Origin of the sequence: Pseudomonas sp. B21-019, from assembly GCF_024749225.1 — a bacterium.
Lineage (GTDB): Bacteria > Pseudomonadota > Gammaproteobacteria > Pseudomonadales > Pseudomonadaceae > Aquipseudomonas.
On the sequence record NZ_CP087193.1, the window covers coordinates 1,006,177 to 1,023,548 of the forward strand.

Below are 17,372 nucleotides of genomic sequence, written 5' to 3' on the forward strand. Positions count from 1 at the left end.
ACCCGATTCGAGGTCACGGAGTTCCTTCCTTGCTTATGCGCGAAACCCCTGTAGTGATTGATGGCCCGGTCGGCCAACTGGAAGCACTGTACCTGGACAACGAGCAGCCGCGCGGCCTGGCGCTCATCTGCCATCCGAACCCGGTGCAAGGCGGCACCATGCTCAACAAAGTGGTCTCGACCCTGCAGCGCACCGCGCGCGACGCCGGACTGATCACCCTGCGCTTCAACTACCGTGGCGTCGGTGCCAGCGAAGGCTCCCACGACATGGGCAGCGGTGAAGTCGATGATGCCCAGGCTGTCGCGGAATGGTTTCGCGCCAGACACCCGGAATTGCCGCTGAGCCTGTTCGGTTTTTCTTTCGGCGGTTTTGTTGCAGCCAGTCTCGGCGGACGCCTGGAAGCCAAGGGCGAACAACTCAAGCATCTGTTCATGGTCGCGCCTGCCGTCATGCGTCTGGGCGATCAGGATCAACTGCCGCAACAAGGTACATTGACCCTGATCCAGCCGGAAACCGACGAAGTGATCGATCCGCAACTCGTTTACGATTGGTCCGAGGCACTCGATCGCCCCCATGAGCTGCTGAAAGTGGCAGAATGCGGACACTTTTTTCATGGCAAGCTGACCGATCTCAAGGATCTGATCCTGCCGCGTCTTTCGAATTGATTGCAGTCTGACAAGCGATTACCCATGACGACTCGTACCCGTATTCTCACCGGCATTACCACCACCGGCACGCCGCACCTGGGCAACTACGCCGGGGCTATCCGCCCGGCGATCCTCGCCAGCCGTGACAGCAATGCCGATTCGTTCTACTTCCTGGCCGACTACCACGCCCTGATCAAATGCGATGACCCGCAGCGCATCCAGCGCTCGCGTCTGGAAATCGCCGCGACCTGGCTGGCCGGTGGCCTGGACGTGGATCGTGTGACGTTCTATCGCCAGTCCGACATTCCGGAAATCCCGGAGCTGACCTGGCTGCTGACCTGTGTGGCCGCCAAGGGCCTGCTCAACCGCGCCCACGCCTACAAGGCGTCGGTGGACAAAAACGTTGAGACCGGCGAAGACCCGGATGCGGGCATCACCATGGGCCTCTACAGCTACCCGGTGCTGATGGCCGCGGACATCCTGATGTTCAACGCTCACAAGGTGCCGGTCGGCCGTGACCAGATCCAGCACGTGGAAATGGCCCGGGACATTGGCCAGCGCTTCAACCACTTGTTCGGCCAGGGCAAGGAGTTCTTCACCATGCCCGAAGCGCTGATCGAGGAGAGTGTCGCTACGCTGCCAGGCCTCGACGGTCGCAAAATGTCGAAGAGCTACGACAACACCATTCCGTTGTTCAGCAGCGCCAAAGAGATGAAAGACGCGATTTCGCGGATCGTGACCGACTCCCGTGCCCCGGGCGAAGCCAAAGATCCGGACAACTCGCACCTGTTCACCTTGTTCCAGGCCTTCGCTACACCGGCACAAGCCGACGAATTCCGCAGCGAATTGCTCCAGGGCCTGGGTTGGGGCGAGGCGAAGAATCGCCTGTTCCAATTGCTGGACAACGAGTTGGGCGAGTCCCGCGAGCGTTATCACCAACTGATCGAGCGTCCGGCGGATCTGGAAGACATCCTGCAGCACGGCGCGAAAAAGGCCCGTGCAGTGGCCACGCCGTTTCTCAACGAGTTGCGTGAAGCGGTCGGCCTGCGTTCTTTCGTCGCCCAGACTCAAGTCGCTGCCACCACCAAGAAGAAAGCCGCGAAAGCCGCGCGTTTTGTCAGCTTCCGTGAAGACGATGGCAGTTTCCGTTTCCGTCTGCTGGCGGCTGATGGTGAGCAGCTGCTGCTGTCGCGGCACTTCGCCGATGGCAAAACCGCAGGTCAGGTGACCAAACAACTGCAATCCGGCCAGCCATTGGACGTGCGCAGTGAAGACCTGAACTTCAGCGTCTGGCTGGAAGGCGAGTGTGTGGCCGACAGTCCGGCCTTCGCCGACAGTGCTGCTCGCGATGCTGCCATCGGCGCATTGCGTGTTGCGCTGACACCGGTTCAGGAATAAACAACGGTTCGGTCCGACCAAGGGCCGATTGCCATTCCCACGGGCCGTCGCTACAGTGACGCCCCGTTTTTGTTGCCTTGCTAACGAATTATGACGCCCCTAGAACGATACCAAGCTGATCTGAAACGCCCGGAATTCTTCCACGATGCTGCGCAGGAAACGGCAGTGCGTCATTTGCAGCGCCTGTACGACGATCTGGTCGCGGCCTCGCAGAACAAACCGGGCCTGCTCGGCAAACTGTTTGGCAAGAAGGACCAGGCGCCGGTCAAGGGCCTGTACTTCTGGGGTGGCGTGGGTCGCGGCAAGACTTACCTGGTCGACACCTTCTTCGAAGCGCTGCCGTTCAAGGAAAAGACCCGCACTCACTTCCACCGCTTCATGAAGCGCGTGCACGAAGAGATGAAGACTCTGGGCGGCGAGAAAAACCCGCTGACGATCATCGCCAAGCGCTTTTCCGACGAAACGCGAGTGATCTGTTTCGATGAATTCTTCGTCTCCGACATCACCGACGCCATGATCCTTGGCACGCTGATGGAAGAACTGTTCAAGAACGGCGTGACCCTGGTCGCGACCTCGAACATCGTGCCGGACGGTCTGTACAAGGACGGCCTGCAACGTGCGCGCTTCTTGCCGGCCATTGCGCTGATCAAGCAGAACACCGAAATCGTCAACGTCGACAGCGGCGTCGATTACCGTCTGCGTCACCTCGAGCAAGCGGAGCTGTTCCACTTCCCGCTGGACGAAGCCGCCCAGGAAAGCCTGCGCAAGAGCTTCCGGGCCCTGACGCCGGAATGCACGGCTGCCGTCGAGAACGACGTGCTGATGATCGAGAACCGTGAAATCCGCGCCGTGCGCACCTGCGATGACGTGGCCTGGTTCGACTTCCGCGAACTGTGCGACGGCCCGCGCAGCCAGAACGACTACATCGAACTGGGCAAGATCTTCCATGCCGTGTTGCTCAGCGGCGTCGAGCAGATGAGCGTCACCACCGACGACATCGCCCGACGCTTTATCAACATGGTCGACGAGTTCTACGACCGCAACGTGAAGCTGATCATCTCTGCCGAAGTCGAGCTTAAAGACCTCTACACCGGCGGTCGCCTGACCTTCGAGTTCCAGCGCACGCTTAGCCGCTTGCTGGAAATGCAGTCTCACGAATTCCTGTCCCGGGCGCACAAGCCGTAGGACATTTCGGAAAATAAAAAGGGCCTGCAATGCAGGCCCTTTTTTATGGGCGAAGATCAAAAGATCGCAGCCTTCGGCAGCTCCTACAGGGGCATGCCGTACACCGCGTAGGAGCTGCCGAAGGCTGCGATCTTTATCGATCTCCTTTGCGCCGAAGAAGCATGGTGGTGCGATTACGCTGTGCTATGCCGCCTGCTGAAACTGCTGCCGATACTGGTTCGGCGACAGTTCCGTGTGCTGGCGGAACAGCCGGGCGAAGAAGCTCGCATCGTCGTATCCGACTTCATAGCTGATGGTCTTGATGCTCTTGCGGCTGCCGGACAACAAGCCCTTGGCGGTCTCGATGCGCAGGCGTTGCAGGTAATGCAGCGGTTTATCGCCGGTGGCGGTCTGGAAGCGCCGCATGAAGTTGCGGATGCTCATGCCGTGTTCGCGGGCTACGTCTTCGAAGCGGAATTTATCGGCGAAGTGCTCTTCGAGCCAATGCTGGATCTGCAGGATGATCACGTCCTGGTGCAGTTTCTGCCCGCCGAAACCGATCCGCCCCGGCGCATAGCTACGCTGCACTTCATAGAGAATGTCGCGGGCCACGGCCTGGGCCACGTTAGCGCCGCAAAAGCGCTCGATCAGGTAAATGTAGAGGTCGCAGGCCGAGGTGGTGCCGCCAGCGCAATACAGGTTGTCGGCGTCGGTCAGGTGTTTGTCCTGATTGAGCTGAACCTGCGGGAAGCGCTCGGCGAAAGCATTGAAGAAGCGCCAGTACGTGGTCGCTTCCTTGCCGTTGAGCAGCCCGGCTTCGGCGAGCCAGAACACCCCCGTGGCCTCGCCACACAGCACTGCCCCGCGGGCGTGTTGTTCGCGCAGCCACGGCAGGACCTGTGGATAACGTTTGCAGAGTGTGTCGAAATCGTCCCAGAAGGCGGGGAGGATGATGACGTCGGCATTTTCCAGGTCGCCATCCACCGGCATGATCACATCGCTGAAGCTGTTCACCGGTTTGCCGTCGGGGCTGACCAGCCGGGTTTCGAACGCCGGTGTCAGGCCGTGGCCCAGTTGTTTGCCATAGCGCAGGCTGGCCAGATGGAAGAAATCCTTGGCTTGCATGAGGGTGGAAGCGAAAACCCGGTCGATAGCCAGGATGCTGACGCGCCGCAAGGGCTTGGAGGCTTGGTTAGACATAATTCAACTTTATTCTTATAGGGGAAAGTGGTCACCAGACGGCTGGATCGTCTTATTTTTTGTCGGATGTGTCCAGTGTCCTGTATCGGAAGCGAGGCTTAGTCTCTGAAGATCAATTCCGTCTGACAATAACGACAGGTGACGCATGATCCCCAGAACCTTGTTCAGCCCCGAGCACGAGCTTTTTCGCGACAGCGTGCGAACGTTCCTCGAAAAAGAGGCCGTGCCGTTCCATGGGCAATGGGAAAAACAAGGCTATATCGACCGCAATCTCTGGAACAAGGCGGGGGAGGCGGGGATGCTCTGTTCGCATCTGCCGGAAGAATACGGCGGGCTGGGGGCAGACTTTCTCTATAGCGCAGTGGTGATCGAGGAAGTCGGTCGTCTGGGGCTGACCGGGATCGGATTTTCTCTTCATTCGGACATTGTTGCGCCTTATATCCTGCATTACGGCAGTGAGGCGCTGAAACACAAATACCTGCCCAAGCTGGTGTCTGGCGAGATGGTCACTGCGATCGCCATGACCGAGCCGGGTGCTGGCTCCGACCTGCAGGGGGTGAAGACTACCGCGGTGCTGGAGGGCGACGAATACGTGATCAACGGTTCGAAGACTTTCATCACCAACGGCTTTCTGGCTGACCTGGTGATCGTCGTGGCCAAGACTGATCCGAAGGCGGGGGCGAAGGGCACCAGTCTGTTTCTGGTGGAGGCCAACACGCCGGGTTTCGCCAAGGGCAAGCGCCTGGAAAAGGTCGGCATGAAGGCTCAAGACACCTCGGAGCTGTTCTTCCAGGACGTTCGGGTGCCCAAGGAAAACCTGTTGGGCCAAGCGGGGATGGGCTTCGCTTACCTGATGCAGGAATTACCGCAGGAGCGCTTGACGGTCGCGGTGGGAGGCTTGGCGTCAGCCGAAGCGGCGCTGCAGTGGACGCTGGATTACACCCGTGAACGCAAGGCTTTCGGCAAGGCCATCGCCGACTTCCAGAACACCCGCTTCAAGCTCGCTGAAATGGCGACCGAGATCCAGATCGGCCGGGTTTTCGTCGATCGCTGCCTGGAACTGCATCTGCAAGGCAAGCTCGACGTGCCGACGGCGGCGATGGCCAAGTACTGGGGCACGGACCTGCAATGCAAGGTGCTCGACGAATGCGTGCAGTTGCATGGCGGTTACGGATTCATGTGGGAATACCCGATCGCCCGGGCATGGGCGGATGCGCGGGTGCAGCGGATTTATGCCGGGACCAATGAAATCATGAAGGAGATTATTGCGCGGTCGCTGTAATGCAGCGTGATCGTTCCCATGCTCTGCGTGGGAACGATCGTCGACGTAAGTTACGGTGCCGGGTTCGGCTGATCCTGGTGAATCGCCTCAATGCCTGCCAGCACTTCATCCGACAGCTTCAAATCGATGCTGGCAATGTTGCTGTCCAGTTGCTCAAGCGTCGTGGCGCCAATGATGTTGCTGGTTACGAATGGCTGTTGTGTGACGAACGCCAGCGCCATCTGCGCCGGGTCCAGACCGTGTTGACGGGCCAGTGCCACGTAACGGCTGCACGCCGCTTCCGACTGCGGGTTGAAATAGCGGCTGAAGCGGCTGTAGAGGCTCAGGCGACCTTTGGGCGGACGCGCGCCACCTTCGTACTTGCCCGACAGAAAGCCGAACGCCAGTGGCGAGTAGGCCAGCAAGCCGCACTGTTCGCGGATGGCAATTTCCGCCAGGCCGACTTCGAAGCTGCGATTGAGCAGGTTGTAGGGGTTCTGGATGGATACCGCGCGGGGCCAGCCACGGGCTTCGGCGAGGGCAAGGAAGCGCATGGTGCCCCACGGGGTTTCGTTGGACAGGCCGATGTGGCGGATCTTGCCGGCCTTGACCTGCTCGTCCAGCGCTTCGAGGGTGTCCTCCAGTGGCGTCAGATTGGCTTCGATCTTGTGCTTGTAGCCGAGCTGACCGAAGAAATTGGTGCTGCGTTCCGGCCAGTGCAACTGATACAGGTCGATGTAGTCGGTTTGCAGGCGCTTGAGGCTGGCGTCCACGGCTTCGCGGATGTGTTGGCGGTTGTGCCGCAGGTTTTTGTCGCGAATGTAATCGATGGTGTTGCCGGGGCCGGCGATCTTGCTCGCCAGGATCCAGTCGGCGCGATCGCCGCGACTTTTGAAGTAGTTGCCGATGTAGCGCTCGGTGGTGGCGTAGGTGTCGGCCTTGGGCGGCACCGGGTACATCTCGGCGGTGTCGATGAAATTGACCCCGGCGCCCTTGGCGCGTTCGATCTGGGCGAAGGCTTCAGCCTCACTGTTTTGCTCGCCCCAGGTCATGGTGCCGAGGCAGATGGCGCTCACGTTCAGATCGGTACGGCCTAGCTGGCGATAGTCCATCGGGTGCTCCTTGGGCAAAACAATCATAAAAGCAGGTTGAAATATTTTTCGCAATCTGCATAATTGCGCACCTCTTTCTGCAGTGGAAGTGATGCGCCGCCGCCGAAGAATCTTGCCGTTGAACGGACGCGCCGACCCGAGCCCCCGAAAGCGTCTGTATCCGGCTGCCTTTGACTTGTCAAAGTACGCACTATTCAGTAAGATCCGCCGTCTAATTTACAGGGCGGCCCCTGAGGCTATAAAGAATGAAAACTTTTACTGCTAAACCGGAAACAGTAAAGCGCGACTGGTTTGTCGTCGACGCTGCTGGTCAGACCCTGGGTCGTCTGGCCACTGAAATCGCGAGCCGTCTGCGTGGCAAGCACAAGGCTGAGTACACTCCTCACGTTGACACCGGCGACTACATCGTCGTAATCAACGCTGAGCAAGTACGTGTTACTGGCGCTAAAACCACTGACAAAATGTACTACTCCCACTCCGGTTTCCCGGGCGGCATCAAGTCGATCAACTTCGAAAAGCTGATCGCTAAAGCCCCTGAGCGCGTGATCGAGACCGCGGTCAAAGGCATGCTGCCTAAGAACCCGCTGGGTCGCGACATGTATCGTAAGCTGAAAGTCTATGCGGGCGCTGCTCACCCTCATACTGCTCAGCAGCCCCAAGAACTGAAGTTTTAACGGAATAGTTCATTATGTCGGCGACTCAAAATTACGGCACTGGCCGTCGCAAGACTGCAACCGCACGCGTTTTCCTGCGTCCGGGCACTGGTAACATCTCCATCAACAACCGTTCGCTGGATAATTTCTTCGGCCGCGAAACTGCCCGCATGGTAGTTCGTCAGCCGCTGGAATTGACTGAGACTGTCGAGAAGTTCGACATCTACGTCACCGTGATCGGCGGTGGTGTAAGTGGTCAAGCTGGCGCAATCCGCCACGGTATCACTCGCGCTCTGATGGATTACGACGAAACTCTGCGCTCTGCTCTGCGCAAAGCTGGCTTCGTAACCCGCGATGCTCGTGAAGTTGAACGTAAGAAAGTCGGTCTGCGTAAAGCGCGTAAGCGTCCGCAGTACTCGAAGCGTTAATTCGCTTTCACGTTCAAAAAGAACGCCCAGTTTCCTTGCGAAGCTGGGCGTTTTTTTATGGGCGCTATTTATCAACGAATTGCGCTGTGACAACTTGCCACATCCGCAGAGGCCCTATACTACAAGGCTTGGCAGTGGAGCCCTTCGGTAATTACCTTGTCAGAATTGGGGCTTTTCATTACCATTCGGCAAAATTTTTATAAGTTCAGATTTTTACTTAGTAGACGCCTGATTTAACAGGCCACAAAGCTGATGGGAGAGGACTGAATGAGCAATGACGGCGTGAATGCAGGCCGGCGTCGCTTCTTGGTAGCAGCCACATCCGTGGTGGGTGCTGCAGGAGCGGTGGGGGCTGCGGTCCCGTTCGTGGGGTCATGGTTTCCCAGTGCCAAGGCGAAAGCCGCAGGTGCACCGGTGAAAGTGAATGTCAGCAAAATCGAGCCAGGCCAGCAAATGATTGCTGAGTGGCGCGGTCAGCCGGTGTTCATCGTCCGCCGTACCGAGGAAATCCTGGGGAATCTGAAAAAGATTGAGGGCCAGCTGTCTGACCCCGCCTCCAAGAACTCGACGCAACCGACCTATGTCGACCCGCAGACGCGTTCGATCAAGCCAGAAGTCCTGCTGCTGATCGGTATCTGCACTCACCTGGGGTGTTCACCGACCTTCCGTCCGGAAGTGGCACCTGCCGATCTGGGCAAGGATTGGGTCGGGGGCTACTTCTGCCCTTGCCACGGTTCCCACTACGATTTGGCTGGCCGCGTCTACAAGTCGCAACCCGCGCCTTTGAACCTGCCAGTTCCCCCGCATTCCTATGAGACCGATGACATCATTGTCGTTGGCGTCGATACGGAGAAAGCGTGATGAGCAAGTTCATGGATTGGGTTGATGCGCGCTTCCCCGCGACCAAAATGTGGGAAGACCATCTCAGCAAGTATTACGCCCCGAAGAACTTCAACTTCTTCTATTTCTTTGGCTCCCTGGCGCTGCTCGTTCTGGTCAACCAGATCGTTACCGGTGTCTGGCTGACCATGAGCTACACCCCGTCGGCGGAAGAAGCATTCGCTTCCGTCGAATACATCATGCGCGACGTCGAGTACGGCTCGATCCTGCGTCTGCTGCACTCCACTGGCGCTTCAGCGTTCTTCATCGTGGTTTATCTGCACATGTTCCGTGGCCTGCTCTACGGTTCGTACCAGAAACCGCGTGAGCTGGTGTGGGTGTTCGGCATGCTGATCTACCTGGCGCTGATGGCTGAAGCCTTCATGGGTTACCTGCTGCCGTGGGGCCAGATGTCCTACTGGGGTGCCCAGGTGATCATCTCGCTGTTCGGTGCGATCCCGGTCATCGGTAACGACCTGACCCAGTGGATCCGTGGTGACTACCTGATTTCCGGTATTACCCTGAACCGTTTCTTCGCCTTGCATGTGGTTGCCTTGCCGATCGTGATCCTCGGCCTGGTGGTGCTGCACATTCTGGCGTTGCACGAAGTGGGTTCGAACAACCCGGACGGCGTGGACATCAAGAAACACAAAGACGAAAACGGCGTACCGCTGGACGGCATTGCCTTCCATCCGTACTACACCGTGAAAGATATCGTCGGCGTGGTGGTGTTCCTGTTCATCTTCTGCGCGATCGTGTTCTTCTTCCCGGAAATGGGCGGCTACTTCCTCGAGAAACCGAACTTTGAAGTGGCGAACGCTTTCAAGACCCCTGAGCACATCGCTCCGGTCTGGTACTTCACGCCGTTCTACGCGATTCTGCGGGCAGTTCCGGACAAGCTCCTGGGTGTTGTTGCCATGGGTGCTTCGATTGCGTTGCTGTTCGTCCTGCCCTGGCTTGACCGTAGCCCGGTCAAGTCCATGCGCTACAAGGGCTGGCTGAGCAAGATCTGGCTCTGGGTATTCTGCATCTCCTTCGTGATTCTTGGCTGGCTGGGTGTCATGGCACCTACCCCGGAACGTACGTTGCTGTCGCAGGTATGTACCTTCCTGTACTTCGCCTACTTCATTCTGATGCCGTTCTACACCAGGCTCGAGAAGACCAAACCGGTTCCGGAAAGGGTGACTGGCTGATGAAAAAACTATTTGCTGTACTGATTCTTGCTGCTCTGCCAGCACTGTCCTTCGCGGCTGAACATGGTGGTCCCGAGCTGGAAAAAGTCGACATCGACGTTTCCGACAAGGCTGCCATGCAGGATGGCGCACGTACGTTCGCCAACTATTGCATGGGCTGCCACAGTGCCAAGTTCCAGCGTTACGAGCGTGTCGCCGATGACCTGGGCATTCCTCACGAGCTGATGCTCGAGAAGCTGGTGTTCACTGGCGCCAAGATCGGCGACCACATGAGCATCGGCATGCAGCCGGCTGACGCCAAGACCTGGTTTGGTGCAGCGCCACCCGACCTGACACTGGTGGCTCGCGTTCGTGGCACCGACTGGCTCTATGGCTACCTGCGTTCGTTCTATGAAGACCCGTCGCGTCCATGGGGCGTGAACAACAAGGTGTTCCCGAACGTCGGCATGCCTAACGTTCTGGTCGGCTTGCAGGGTCGTCAGGTGGTAGGCTGTAAACAGGTTCAAATCGTCGAAGGCGGCAAGAAGCAATTCGATCCGCTGACCGGTACCGCTTTGACTCATGAAGCCTGCGATCAGCTGACTGTATTGCCGAAAACCGGTACGCTGACCGAAGAGCAGTTCGACGAGAAGGTCAAGAATCTGGTGACTTTCCTGGCCTACTCGGCCAACCCGGTGAAGCTGCAGCATCAGCGCATCGGTACCTATGTGTTGCTGTACCTGGCGTTCTTCTTCGTATTCGCTTACTTGCTCAAGCGTGAATACTGGAAAGACGTCCATTGATAACGTTGTAAGCCATTGCTGTTAATCGCGCGCGCCCAGGGGCGTCTCTGAAGGTGTAACGAGTCTGGTGATCCAGGCGTTACGGGAGGCGCCCTCTGGGCGCGCGTGTTTTTCCGTTTCCGATAATTTCAACAAGCGAGGAGGACCGCCATGGGCGTGACCAATCGGTTGGCCTGTTACTCCGACCCCGCCGACCACTATTCCCACCGAGTGCGCATCGTACTTGCAGAGAAGGGTGTCAGCGCCGAGATCATTTACGTGGAGGCTGGTCGTCAGCCGCCTAAACTGATTGAAGTGAACCCTTACGGAAGCCTGCCCACCCTGGTCGATCGTGACCTGGCGTTGTGGGAGTCGACCGTGGTGATGGAATATCTGGATGAGCGTTACCCGCATCCGCCACTGCTGCCGGTTTATCCCGTGGCGCGTGCCAACAGTCGTCTGCTGATTCATCGCATTCAGCGTGACTGGTGTGGCCTGGTGGATCTGATTCTGGATTCGCGGACCAAGGAAGCAGCCCGCGTGGTAGCTCGTAAAGAGCTGCGCGAAAGCCTGACAGGCGTGTCGCCGTTATTCGCCGACAAGCCGTTTTTCCTTAGTGAGGAACAAAGTCTGGTGGATTGCTGCCTATTACCAATACTCTGGCGATTGCCGATTTTGGGTATAGAACTGCCGCGGCCTGCCAAGCCGCTGCTTGATTACATGGAGCGCTCGTTTGCGCGTGAGGCTTTCCAGGCGAGTCTGTCTGGTGTCGAACGCGATATGCGCTAAGGCTTAAGGAGCCGCTATGAACTCCAGTCGACCTTATCTGGTCCGCGCGCTCTACGAGTGGATTGTGGACAACGATTGCACCCCGCACATGCTGGTCAATTCCGAGTATCCGTCGGTGCAGGTGCCTCAGGGTTTTGCCAGTGACGGGCAGATAGTCCTGAACGTATCCCCGGCTGCCGTGCGTCATTTGCACATGGATAACGAGGCGGTCAGTTTCGAAGGGCGCTTCGGTGGCGTGCCGCATACCCTGTACGTGCCTATCGCGTCGATCCTGGGTATTTACGCTCGGGAGAACGGCCAAGGCATGGTGTTCGATATGGAATCGCCTCTGGACGACGAGGAAGAGATCGAGCCGGATGATGATATCCCGCCACCCGACAGCGAGCCGCCGCGTCCCAGCGGTCGACCCAGTTTGAAAGTGGTGAAGTAATAAAAAAGGCGATCCGCAAGGATCGCCTTTTTTATTACGTAGGAGCTGCCGAAGGCTGCGATCTCTTGATCTTGAAAAGCAAAGTCAAAAAATTGCAGCCTGCGGCAGCTCCTACAGAGTGTGTGTGTCAGTCGATGTATTCGAACAACTTCACAATCTTCTGCACGCCGGATACGCCTTGCACCAGATTGGTCGCCTGCGCCGCTTCCTGCTTGGTCAGCAGGCCGAGCAGATAAACGATGCCGTTTTCGGTCACAACCTTGATGCGCGAGCCCGGGATGGATGGATCGGTGAGCATCTGGGTCTTGATCTTGGTGGTCAGCCAGGTGTCGTTCTGGCGCGCCAGCAGCGAGGAGGGCTGCAGCACTTGCAGTTCGTTATGCACCTTCTTCACGCGCTGAACGGAGGCGGCGACCTGTTCGGCCTTGGCCTTGAGGTCGGCGCGCGGGGTTTGCCCGGCGAGCAACACAACACCGTTGAAGCTGGTGACGACGATGTGCGAATCGTTGTCCAGGGCCGGATCGGCCTTGGCGATGTTCACGCCGACCTTGGTGTCGATCAGAGAGTCGTCGATCTTGCTGCCGAAGGTGCGCGTACCGCGGTCATCTTCGATCGGCGCTTCACGGCTGGCGTTAACCACTGATGTGCAGCCGCTGATGCCGAGGCACAGGGTCAAGGCCAGAAGGCCTAGGCGATTAGGGGTCATTCTTCACTCCCGAACAGTTGGCTGTCGATCAGATCGCAAAGGCAATGGATCGCCAGCAGGTGGACTTCCTGAATACGTGCAGTGACGTTGGCCGGTACGCGAATCTCGACGTCCTCCGGCAAAAGCAGTGACGCCATGCCGCCGCCATCACGACCCGTCAATGCTACGACAATCATTTCACGATCATGTGCGGCCTGGATCGCTTGAATAATGTTCGCCGAGTTGCCGCTGGTGGAAATGGCCAGCAATACGTCACCCGGTTGACCGAGGGCGCGGATCTGTTTGGAGAAGATTTCGTTGTAGCTGTAGTCGTTGGCGATCGAGGTGATCGTCGAGCTGTCGGTGGTCAGCGCGATGGCCGGCAGGCTCGGGCGCTCGCGCTCGAAGCGGTTGAGCAGTTCGGACGAGAAGTGCTGTGCGTCACCGGCGGAACCGCCGTTGCCGCAGGACAGCATTTTGCCCTCGTTGAGCAGGGCGTTGACCATGACCTGGCTGGCTTGCTCGATGTGCGGTGCAAGTACGTCCATCGCCTGTTGCTTGGTGTCGATACTGGCCTGAAAAAGCTGGCGAATTCGCGATTGCATGTCCATCTGTGTGACCTTAATTAGCGCGGCTACTCGGCACATGAATGTGCAGCCCGCAAAGCAAAGAGCAAAAGTGTTGGGTGAAGGTGTCCGGTTCGGGGCGCAAGCGATCAGCTGTCGAAGGCATTCTGCAACCAGTTCAACTGATCAAGGTTGCTGTCGATGGCAACCACGTCGAAGCGGCAAGGGGAATTGGCCCAACGCGACTCGCGCTGAAGAAAATACTGCGCGGCGAAAATCAGTTTCTGCCGTTTGCGCTCATCGATGCTATCGAGCGCGCCACCCCATTGGGTGTTTTTTCTGTAGCGGACTTCGACGAATACTACTGTATCGCCATCAAGCATGACCAGATCAAGCTCGCCGCGTTTACATAACCAGTTCTGCGCCAGCAGGCGCAGACCTTGTTGCTGAAGATGCTCGAGCGCATGGCGCTCGGCATCCTTACCGCTTTGCTGGCGTGACCTGTCGGGCATCAGTGCGAGGTGTCCGGCAGGCGTTGAACCTGACCGTTGACGAACTCTGCCCATGGCAACTGACGCACGACCCGTTGATTCTGAGTCATGCCCAGGCTGCCCGATTGACCTTCGATGCGGCTGTCCGGCAAGGCCTTGAGTTGCCCCAGGCGTGGTGCCAGGCGATAGGCGTCAACGCCCATCGCGTATAGGCGGCCCAGGCTGCCAGCGGCTTGTGGCCATTGTGCGGTGACCTGTTTGCGCAGCGGGTCGTTGGCATCCAGCAGCCATGGGGTTTCGCAGAAGCGAATACCGTTCATGTCGTTGTACTGGTTCTGGTCGCCGCTGGCGCTGAATACGTGAGAGGTGGCGTAAACCGGCACGTCACCCGCGTACTGGAAGTTCAGGGTCGGTTTGATCTGTTGAGCCTGTTGCGGCGTCGCGGCCAGGAAGATGAACTCGATGTCCTGACGACGCGAAGGCTGGGCGGCTACCTGCGAGCCAACGGTGTTTTGCAGGCTCTTGGCGCGGCCTTCGCTCTGACGCAGCTGGAACATGTCGGCAATTTGCTGGGCCAGTTGCACCGGTTGGTCGACGCGCTCGGTCGCGACAATGCTGCCGCCGTTGGCTTGCCAATCCTGGCTGAATGCTCTGAGTACGCGGTCACCCCATTCGCCTTTCGGCACCATGATGGCGGCGCGATGCAGGCCATCGGCGCGCGCACGACGGGACACTTCGCGGGCTTCGTCTTCAGCGGCAAGGCCGAATTGGAACAGCTGGGCCGGACCTTGTTCGCCTTCGCTGTAGTTCAGCGCCAGGGTGGTGATCGGCAGTTGCGGGCGAGCGCTGAGCTGCTTGACCAGCGGTTTTTCCAGCGGGCCGATCACCAATTGCACGCCGTCGGCCTGGGCCTTGCGATAGAACTCGTCCAGCGACATCCGCGGCGGCACAGTGGTCATTATCGAGCTGTCATAAAATACGATGGCTGGCGGATTCTGCCCGGCTTGTTGCGCCTGGTAGTGAGCAGCCACGATACCTTCACGCAGTGCCTTGCTGGCAGCCGCCAGCGGGCCATCTGCTTGAGGCAGCAGCACGGCGATTTTGCTCAGGGGCTGGCTGGCCAGATCCTTGAGTTTGGTCAATGGCAGCGGCAGCTGGATGGCGGCCGGGTGCTTTGGATTGTTCGCGCGCCAGTTGTCGATCGCGGCTTGCTGCTGTTCCAGGGTGCCGGCTGTTTTCACTGCCCGGGCCAGGCTCAACCAGCCGCCGAGGTCGTCGTCGGTGGTCGGTTGCAATTGATCGGTCGGCAGTGAAGCGATCAGGGTCCAGATGGCTTCGTGGTTTTTGCTCGCGGCTTGATCGCTCAGCATGGGGGCGATGAAGATGCGCTCCCGTGCGGCGGCCAGGGTCTGGCCGTCAGCCTCAAGGGCGCGGGCATGGACGGTGCCAGTGCGAACCTGTTGCTCGACCGGCAGTTCACCCAGGCGTTGCAGGCTCGGATGGCTCAGGGCCGTCAGCGCCGCTTTGGGCTGATTGCGCACCATGGCCAATTCAGCCGCCAGGGTGCTGGCGAAGACCTGTTGGCCAGGCTTGAGTTGTTCCATCGGTACTTGTTGCAGGATTTGCGCGGATTGGCCGGCATTGCCCTGACGATAAGCCAGGTCTGCCGCGCTCAAGCGCAGCAAGGCTGCCTTGTCCGGCGTTTTACTTTGAGTGGCCTGTTCGAGCAGTTGCTCGACACTGGCATCCGGGGTCCGTGGAAGTTCGCCAAGGCTGGAGGAGGGCGAGCTGGCGCAAGCCGCCAGCAAGGCAGCGAGGCAGAGGGCAGAGAACAGCCGCAGGCAAGCGATCATGTAAGTGTTCCTGATACTCGATCAAATAAGCGTGGAATTGTACCCAAGCGCTGGCCGGGGCGCGATGTTACTGGCGTGAATCGATCAATTTAGCTCGTGCAAATGTTGCGGCACTGCACAAAAGGCTGGAAAACCGAGGGTTGCTTGCAGGTATCGCGAATGTCGCTACGCGCTACAATGGCGGCTTTTACCGATCATGAGGTGTGCGCTTTGACTGCTCCAGGTGCTTTGAATTCCGCTGCTGGCTCGCTTTATGTGGTGGCGACGCCCATCGGCAACCTGGACGACATCAGTGCGCGTGCGCTGAAGATCCTGCGCGAGGTTTCGTTGATTGCTGCCGAAGACACTCGCCATTCCCAGCGATTGATGCAGCACTTCGGCATCCCCACGCCGCTGGCGGCCTGCCATGAACACAATGAACGGGATGAAGGCAGCCGCTTTATCACTCGCTTGCTCGCTGGCGACGATGTGGCATTGATCTCCGATGCCGGGACGCCGCTGATTTCCGATCCGGGTTATCACCTGGTGCGTCAGGCCCGTGCCGCTGGGATCAATGTGGTGCCGGTTCCGGGGGCCTGTGCATTGATTGCGGCGCTCTCGGCGGCGGGGTTGCCATCGGACCGTTTCATCTTCGAAGGGTTTCTACCGGCCAAGGCTGTCGGCCGGCGCGCTCGCCTGGAACTGATAAAAGAAGAGCCGCGCACGCTGATTTTTTATGAGGCTCCACACCGCATCCTTGAATGCCTGCAAGACATGGAGCTGGTATTCGGCGCCGATCGTCCGGCATTGCTGGCGCGCGAGCTGACCAAGACCTTCGAAACCCTTAAAGGCTTGCCGCTGGCCGAGTTGCGCGAGTTCGTCGAATCGGACAGCAACCAGCAGCGCGGCGAGTGCGTAGTGCTGGTCGCTGGCTGGTCTGCTCCCGAGACTGAGGACGCTGTCAGCAGCGAAGCCATGCGTATTCTCAATCTGCTGCTTGAAGAAATGCCGCTCAAGCGTGCGGCGGCATTGGCGGCGCAAATTACTGGCGAGCGCAAGAATGTGCTCTATCAGGTTGCGCTGGATAAGCAGAAGGGCGAGTAAAAAAGCGACGCGCAGCGCCGGCCAGAGGCTTTTAGAGCTTGTTCTTCGGCCGCTCTGCCGTTAACCTTCGCGGCGGAGAGTCGATCGGACAGTCGCTGCCCTCTATGAAAATTAGGGGGGGGAGGAAAGTCCGGGCTCCATAGGGCGAAGTGCCAGGTAATGCCTGGGAGGCGTGAGCCTACGGAAAGTGCCACAGAAAATAACCGCCTAAGCGCTTCGGCGCCGGTAAGGGTGAAAAGGTGCGGTAAGAGCGCACCGCACGTCTGGCAACAGTTCGTGGCTAGGTAAACCCCACTTGGAGCAAGACCAAATAGGGTCCCAAGGCGTGGCCCGCGCTGGGACCGGGTAGGTTGCTAAAGATGTCCAGTGATGGCCATCGTAGACGAATGACTGTTCAAGACAGAACCCGGCTTACAGATCGACTCTCCACCTTTTTTCTTCTCTGCTTCAATCATTGGCAGCGATATGCGTAATGGCAATTTCCCTCCCTGCTGAATCAATAGCAGAAGCGCTTTTGTAATACCGAAAAAATCTTACTCTTAACAAACTACTTTAACTTCTGAGCGCAGCCTTCTGTGCTGACTCAAGTTATTGAACAAATTCACCCGTCAGATTCTCGTTTCCCCTCCTTTTACGCTCCTAAATCTCCGTTCTGTAAGGCTTTTCCTTCTATCCGCGCCTTGACGGTGTGGTGGGCGCATTCCTATAGTGTGCGCAAGTGGCGGAAAGTGGCATGAAGTGGGTTTTTTGAGCGCAAAACGCTAATATTTGGAGAAACG

18 protein-coding genes and 1 other RNA gene are annotated in these 17,372 nt (G+C 58.4%); 13 read left to right on the top strand and 6 right to left on the bottom strand.

From position 1 onward, the window contains the following. The first annotated feature begins 35 nt into the window (after positions 1–35). The 3 genes from LOY36_RS04395 to zapE all read left to right on the top strand — a co-directional run bounded on the left by LOY36_RS04395 (position 36) and on the right by zapE (position 3,230). Positions 36–665 carry an alpha/beta hydrolase gene (locus LOY36_RS04395; protein WP_258672389.1) on the top strand — a complete coding sequence of 210 codons (630 nt, stop codon included), beginning with the start codon at positions 36–38 and terminating at the stop codon, positions 663–665. Positions 666–689: 24 nt separating this feature from the next. Next, entirely contained in the window at positions 690–2,045 is a 1,356-nt protein-coding gene (locus LOY36_RS04400) for a tryptophan--tRNA ligase (RefSeq protein ID WP_258672390.1), read from the top strand. A gap of 90 nt (positions 2,046–2,135) precedes the next feature. Next, the gene (gene zapE, locus LOY36_RS04405; protein ID WP_019582361.1) at positions 2,136–3,230 is read left to right on the top strand and encodes a cell division protein ZapE; all 1,095 of its coding nucleotides are present in this window, start codon (positions 2,136–2,138) and stop codon (positions 3,228–3,230) included. A gap of 183 nt (positions 3,231–3,413) precedes the next feature. Here the strand turns inward: zapE and LOY36_RS04410 are convergent, their stop codons facing one another. Further along, positions 3,414–4,310, bottom strand: a complete 897-nt coding sequence (locus LOY36_RS04410; protein ID WP_258674137.1) for a GlxA family transcriptional regulator — start codon at positions 4,308–4,310, stop codon at positions 3,414–3,416. 244 nt (positions 4,311–4,554) lie between these two features. Here LOY36_RS04410 and LOY36_RS04415 point away from each other — a divergent pair, with 244 nt between their 5' ends. Then, entirely contained in the window at positions 4,555–5,691 is a 1,137-nt protein-coding gene (locus LOY36_RS04415) for an acyl-CoA dehydrogenase family protein (RefSeq protein WP_018930117.1), read from the top strand. Between the two features lie 50 nt (positions 5,692–5,741). Here the strand turns inward: LOY36_RS04415 and LOY36_RS04420 are convergent, their stop codons facing one another. After that, positions 5,742–6,782 carry an NADP(H)-dependent aldo-keto reductase gene (locus LOY36_RS04420; RefSeq protein ID WP_258672391.1) on the bottom strand — a complete coding sequence of 347 codons (1,041 nt, stop codon included), beginning with the start codon at positions 6,780–6,782 and terminating at the stop codon, positions 5,742–5,744. A gap of 245 nt (positions 6,783–7,027) precedes the next feature. Here LOY36_RS04420 and rplM point away from each other — a divergent pair, with 245 nt between their 5' ends. From rplM to LOY36_RS04455, 7 genes are all read left to right on the top strand, one after another. Beyond that, a complete protein-coding gene (rplM, locus tag LOY36_RS04425; protein WP_007939824.1) occupies positions 7,028–7,456 on the top strand; it encodes a 50S ribosomal protein L13 in 429 nt (142 codons plus the stop codon). A gap of 14 nt (positions 7,457–7,470) precedes the next feature. Beyond that, positions 7,471–7,863 (top strand): 30S ribosomal protein S9, encoded by a 393-nt coding sequence (gene rpsI / locus LOY36_RS04430; RefSeq protein ID WP_003228056.1) that lies wholly within the window; start codon positions 7,471–7,473, stop codon positions 7,861–7,863. A 267-nt stretch (positions 7,864–8,130) separates the two neighbouring features. After that, positions 8,131–8,724 (top strand): ubiquinol-cytochrome c reductase iron-sulfur subunit, encoded by a 594-nt coding sequence (petA, locus tag LOY36_RS04435; protein ID WP_007939825.1) that lies wholly within the window; start codon positions 8,131–8,133, stop codon positions 8,722–8,724. Next, the gene (locus LOY36_RS04440) at positions 8,724–9,935 is read left to right on the top strand and encodes a cytochrome bc complex cytochrome b subunit (RefSeq protein WP_018930119.1); all 1,212 of its coding nucleotides are present in this window, start codon (positions 8,724–8,726) and stop codon (positions 9,933–9,935) included. Before petA ends, LOY36_RS04440 begins: the two co-directional genes overlap by 1 nt. After that, positions 9,935–10,717: a cytochrome c1 gene (locus LOY36_RS04445; RefSeq protein ID WP_258672392.1), complete on the top strand. Its 783-nt coding sequence runs from the start codon at positions 9,935–9,937 to the stop codon at positions 10,715–10,717. Before LOY36_RS04440 ends, LOY36_RS04445 begins: the two co-directional genes overlap by 1 nt. A gap of 150 nt (positions 10,718–10,867) precedes the next feature. After that, positions 10,868–11,485 (top strand): glutathione S-transferase N-terminal domain-containing protein, encoded by a 618-nt coding sequence (locus tag LOY36_RS04450; protein WP_007905304.1) that lies wholly within the window; start codon positions 10,868–10,870, stop codon positions 11,483–11,485. 16 nt (positions 11,486–11,501) lie between these two features. Beyond that, positions 11,502–11,915 (top strand): ClpXP protease specificity-enhancing factor, encoded by a 414-nt coding sequence (locus LOY36_RS04455; protein ID WP_007939829.1) that lies wholly within the window; start codon positions 11,502–11,504, stop codon positions 11,913–11,915. A 127-nt stretch (positions 11,916–12,042) separates the two neighbouring features. Here LOY36_RS04455 and LOY36_RS04460 read toward each other — a convergent pair whose 3' ends face one another. From LOY36_RS04460 to LOY36_RS04475, 4 genes are all read right to left on the bottom strand, one after another. After that, on the bottom strand, positions 12,043–12,621 hold the full coding sequence (locus LOY36_RS04460; protein ID WP_258672393.1) for a BON domain-containing protein: 579 nt from the start codon (positions 12,619–12,621) through the stop codon (positions 12,043–12,045). After that, positions 12,618–13,211: a phosphoheptose isomerase gene (locus tag LOY36_RS04465; protein ID WP_007904374.1), complete on the bottom strand. Its 594-nt coding sequence runs from the start codon at positions 13,209–13,211 to the stop codon at positions 12,618–12,620. Before LOY36_RS04465 ends, LOY36_RS04460 begins: the two co-directional genes overlap by 4 nt. A gap of 104 nt (positions 13,212–13,315) precedes the next feature. Further along, the gene (locus tag LOY36_RS04470) at positions 13,316–13,678 is read right to left on the bottom strand and encodes a YraN family protein (protein ID WP_019582357.1); all 363 of its coding nucleotides are present in this window, start codon (positions 13,676–13,678) and stop codon (positions 13,316–13,318) included. Continuing rightward, positions 13,678–15,510, bottom strand: a complete 1,833-nt coding sequence (locus LOY36_RS04475) for a penicillin-binding protein activator (protein WP_258672394.1) — start codon at positions 15,508–15,510, stop codon at positions 13,678–13,680. Before LOY36_RS04475 ends, LOY36_RS04470 begins: the two co-directional genes overlap by 1 nt. Before the next feature lie 177 nt (positions 15,511–15,687). Here LOY36_RS04475 and rsmI point away from each other — a divergent pair, with 177 nt between their 5' ends. Both rsmI and rnpB read left to right on the top strand, forming a co-directional pair. Next, the gene (gene rsmI, locus LOY36_RS04480; protein ID WP_018930125.1) at positions 15,688–16,593 is read left to right on the top strand and encodes a 16S rRNA (cytidine(1402)-2'-O)-methyltransferase; all 906 of its coding nucleotides are present in this window, start codon (positions 15,688–15,690) and stop codon (positions 16,591–16,593) included. A 76-nt stretch (positions 16,594–16,669) separates the two neighbouring features. Continuing rightward, positions 16,670–17,023: RNase P RNA component class A (rnpB, locus tag LOY36_RS04485), an RNA gene on the top strand. Positions 17,024–17,372 lie beyond the last annotated feature (349 nt).

Coding starts and splice junctions, on each gene's coding strand:
- LOY36_RS04460 (WP_258672393.1), bottom strand. CDS start 12,621: ATGACCCCTAATCGCCTAGGCCTTCTGGCCTTGACCCTGTGCCTCGGC.
- LOY36_RS04415 (WP_018930117.1), top strand. CDS start 4,555: ATGATCCCCAGAACCTTGTTCAGCCCCGAGCACGAGCTTTTTCGCGAC.
- LOY36_RS04475 (WP_258672394.1), bottom strand. CDS start 15,510: ATGATCGCTTGCCTGCGGCTGTTCTCTGCCCTCTGCCTCGCTGCCTTG.
- petA (WP_007939825.1), top strand. CDS start 8,131: ATGAGCAATGACGGCGTGAATGCAGGCCGGCGTCGCTTCTTGGTAGCA.
- LOY36_RS04400 (WP_258672390.1), top strand. CDS start 690: ATGACGACTCGTACCCGTATTCTCACCGGCATTACCACCACCGGCACG.
- LOY36_RS04395 (WP_258672389.1), top strand. CDS start 36: ATGCGCGAAACCCCTGTAGTGATTGATGGCCCGGTCGGCCAACTGGAA.
- LOY36_RS04445 (WP_258672392.1), top strand. CDS start 9,935: ATGAAAAAACTATTTGCTGTACTGATTCTTGCTGCTCTGCCAGCACTG.
- LOY36_RS04455 (WP_007939829.1), top strand. CDS start 11,502: ATGAACTCCAGTCGACCTTATCTGGTCCGCGCGCTCTACGAGTGGATT.
- rpsI (WP_003228056.1), top strand. CDS start 7,471: ATGTCGGCGACTCAAAATTACGGCACTGGCCGTCGCAAGACTGCAACC.
- LOY36_RS04450 (WP_007905304.1), top strand. CDS start 10,868: ATGGGCGTGACCAATCGGTTGGCCTGTTACTCCGACCCCGCCGACCAC.
- LOY36_RS04470 (WP_019582357.1), bottom strand. CDS start 13,678: ATGCCCGACAGGTCACGCCAGCAAAGCGGTAAGGATGCCGAGCGCCAT.
- zapE (WP_019582361.1), top strand. CDS start 2,136: ATGACGCCCCTAGAACGATACCAAGCTGATCTGAAACGCCCGGAATTC.
- LOY36_RS04440 (WP_018930119.1), top strand. CDS start 8,724: ATGAGCAAGTTCATGGATTGGGTTGATGCGCGCTTCCCCGCGACCAAA.
- rsmI (WP_018930125.1), top strand. CDS start 15,688: ATGGCGGCTTTTACCGATCATGAGGTGTGCGCTTTGACTGCTCCAGGT.
- LOY36_RS04420 (WP_258672391.1), bottom strand. CDS start 6,782: ATGGACTATCGCCAGCTAGGCCGTACCGATCTGAACGTGAGCGCCATC.
- rplM (WP_007939824.1), top strand. CDS start 7,028: ATGAAAACTTTTACTGCTAAACCGGAAACAGTAAAGCGCGACTGGTTT.
- LOY36_RS04465 (WP_007904374.1), bottom strand. CDS start 13,211: ATGGACATGCAATCGCGAATTCGCCAGCTTTTTCAGGCCAGTATCGAC.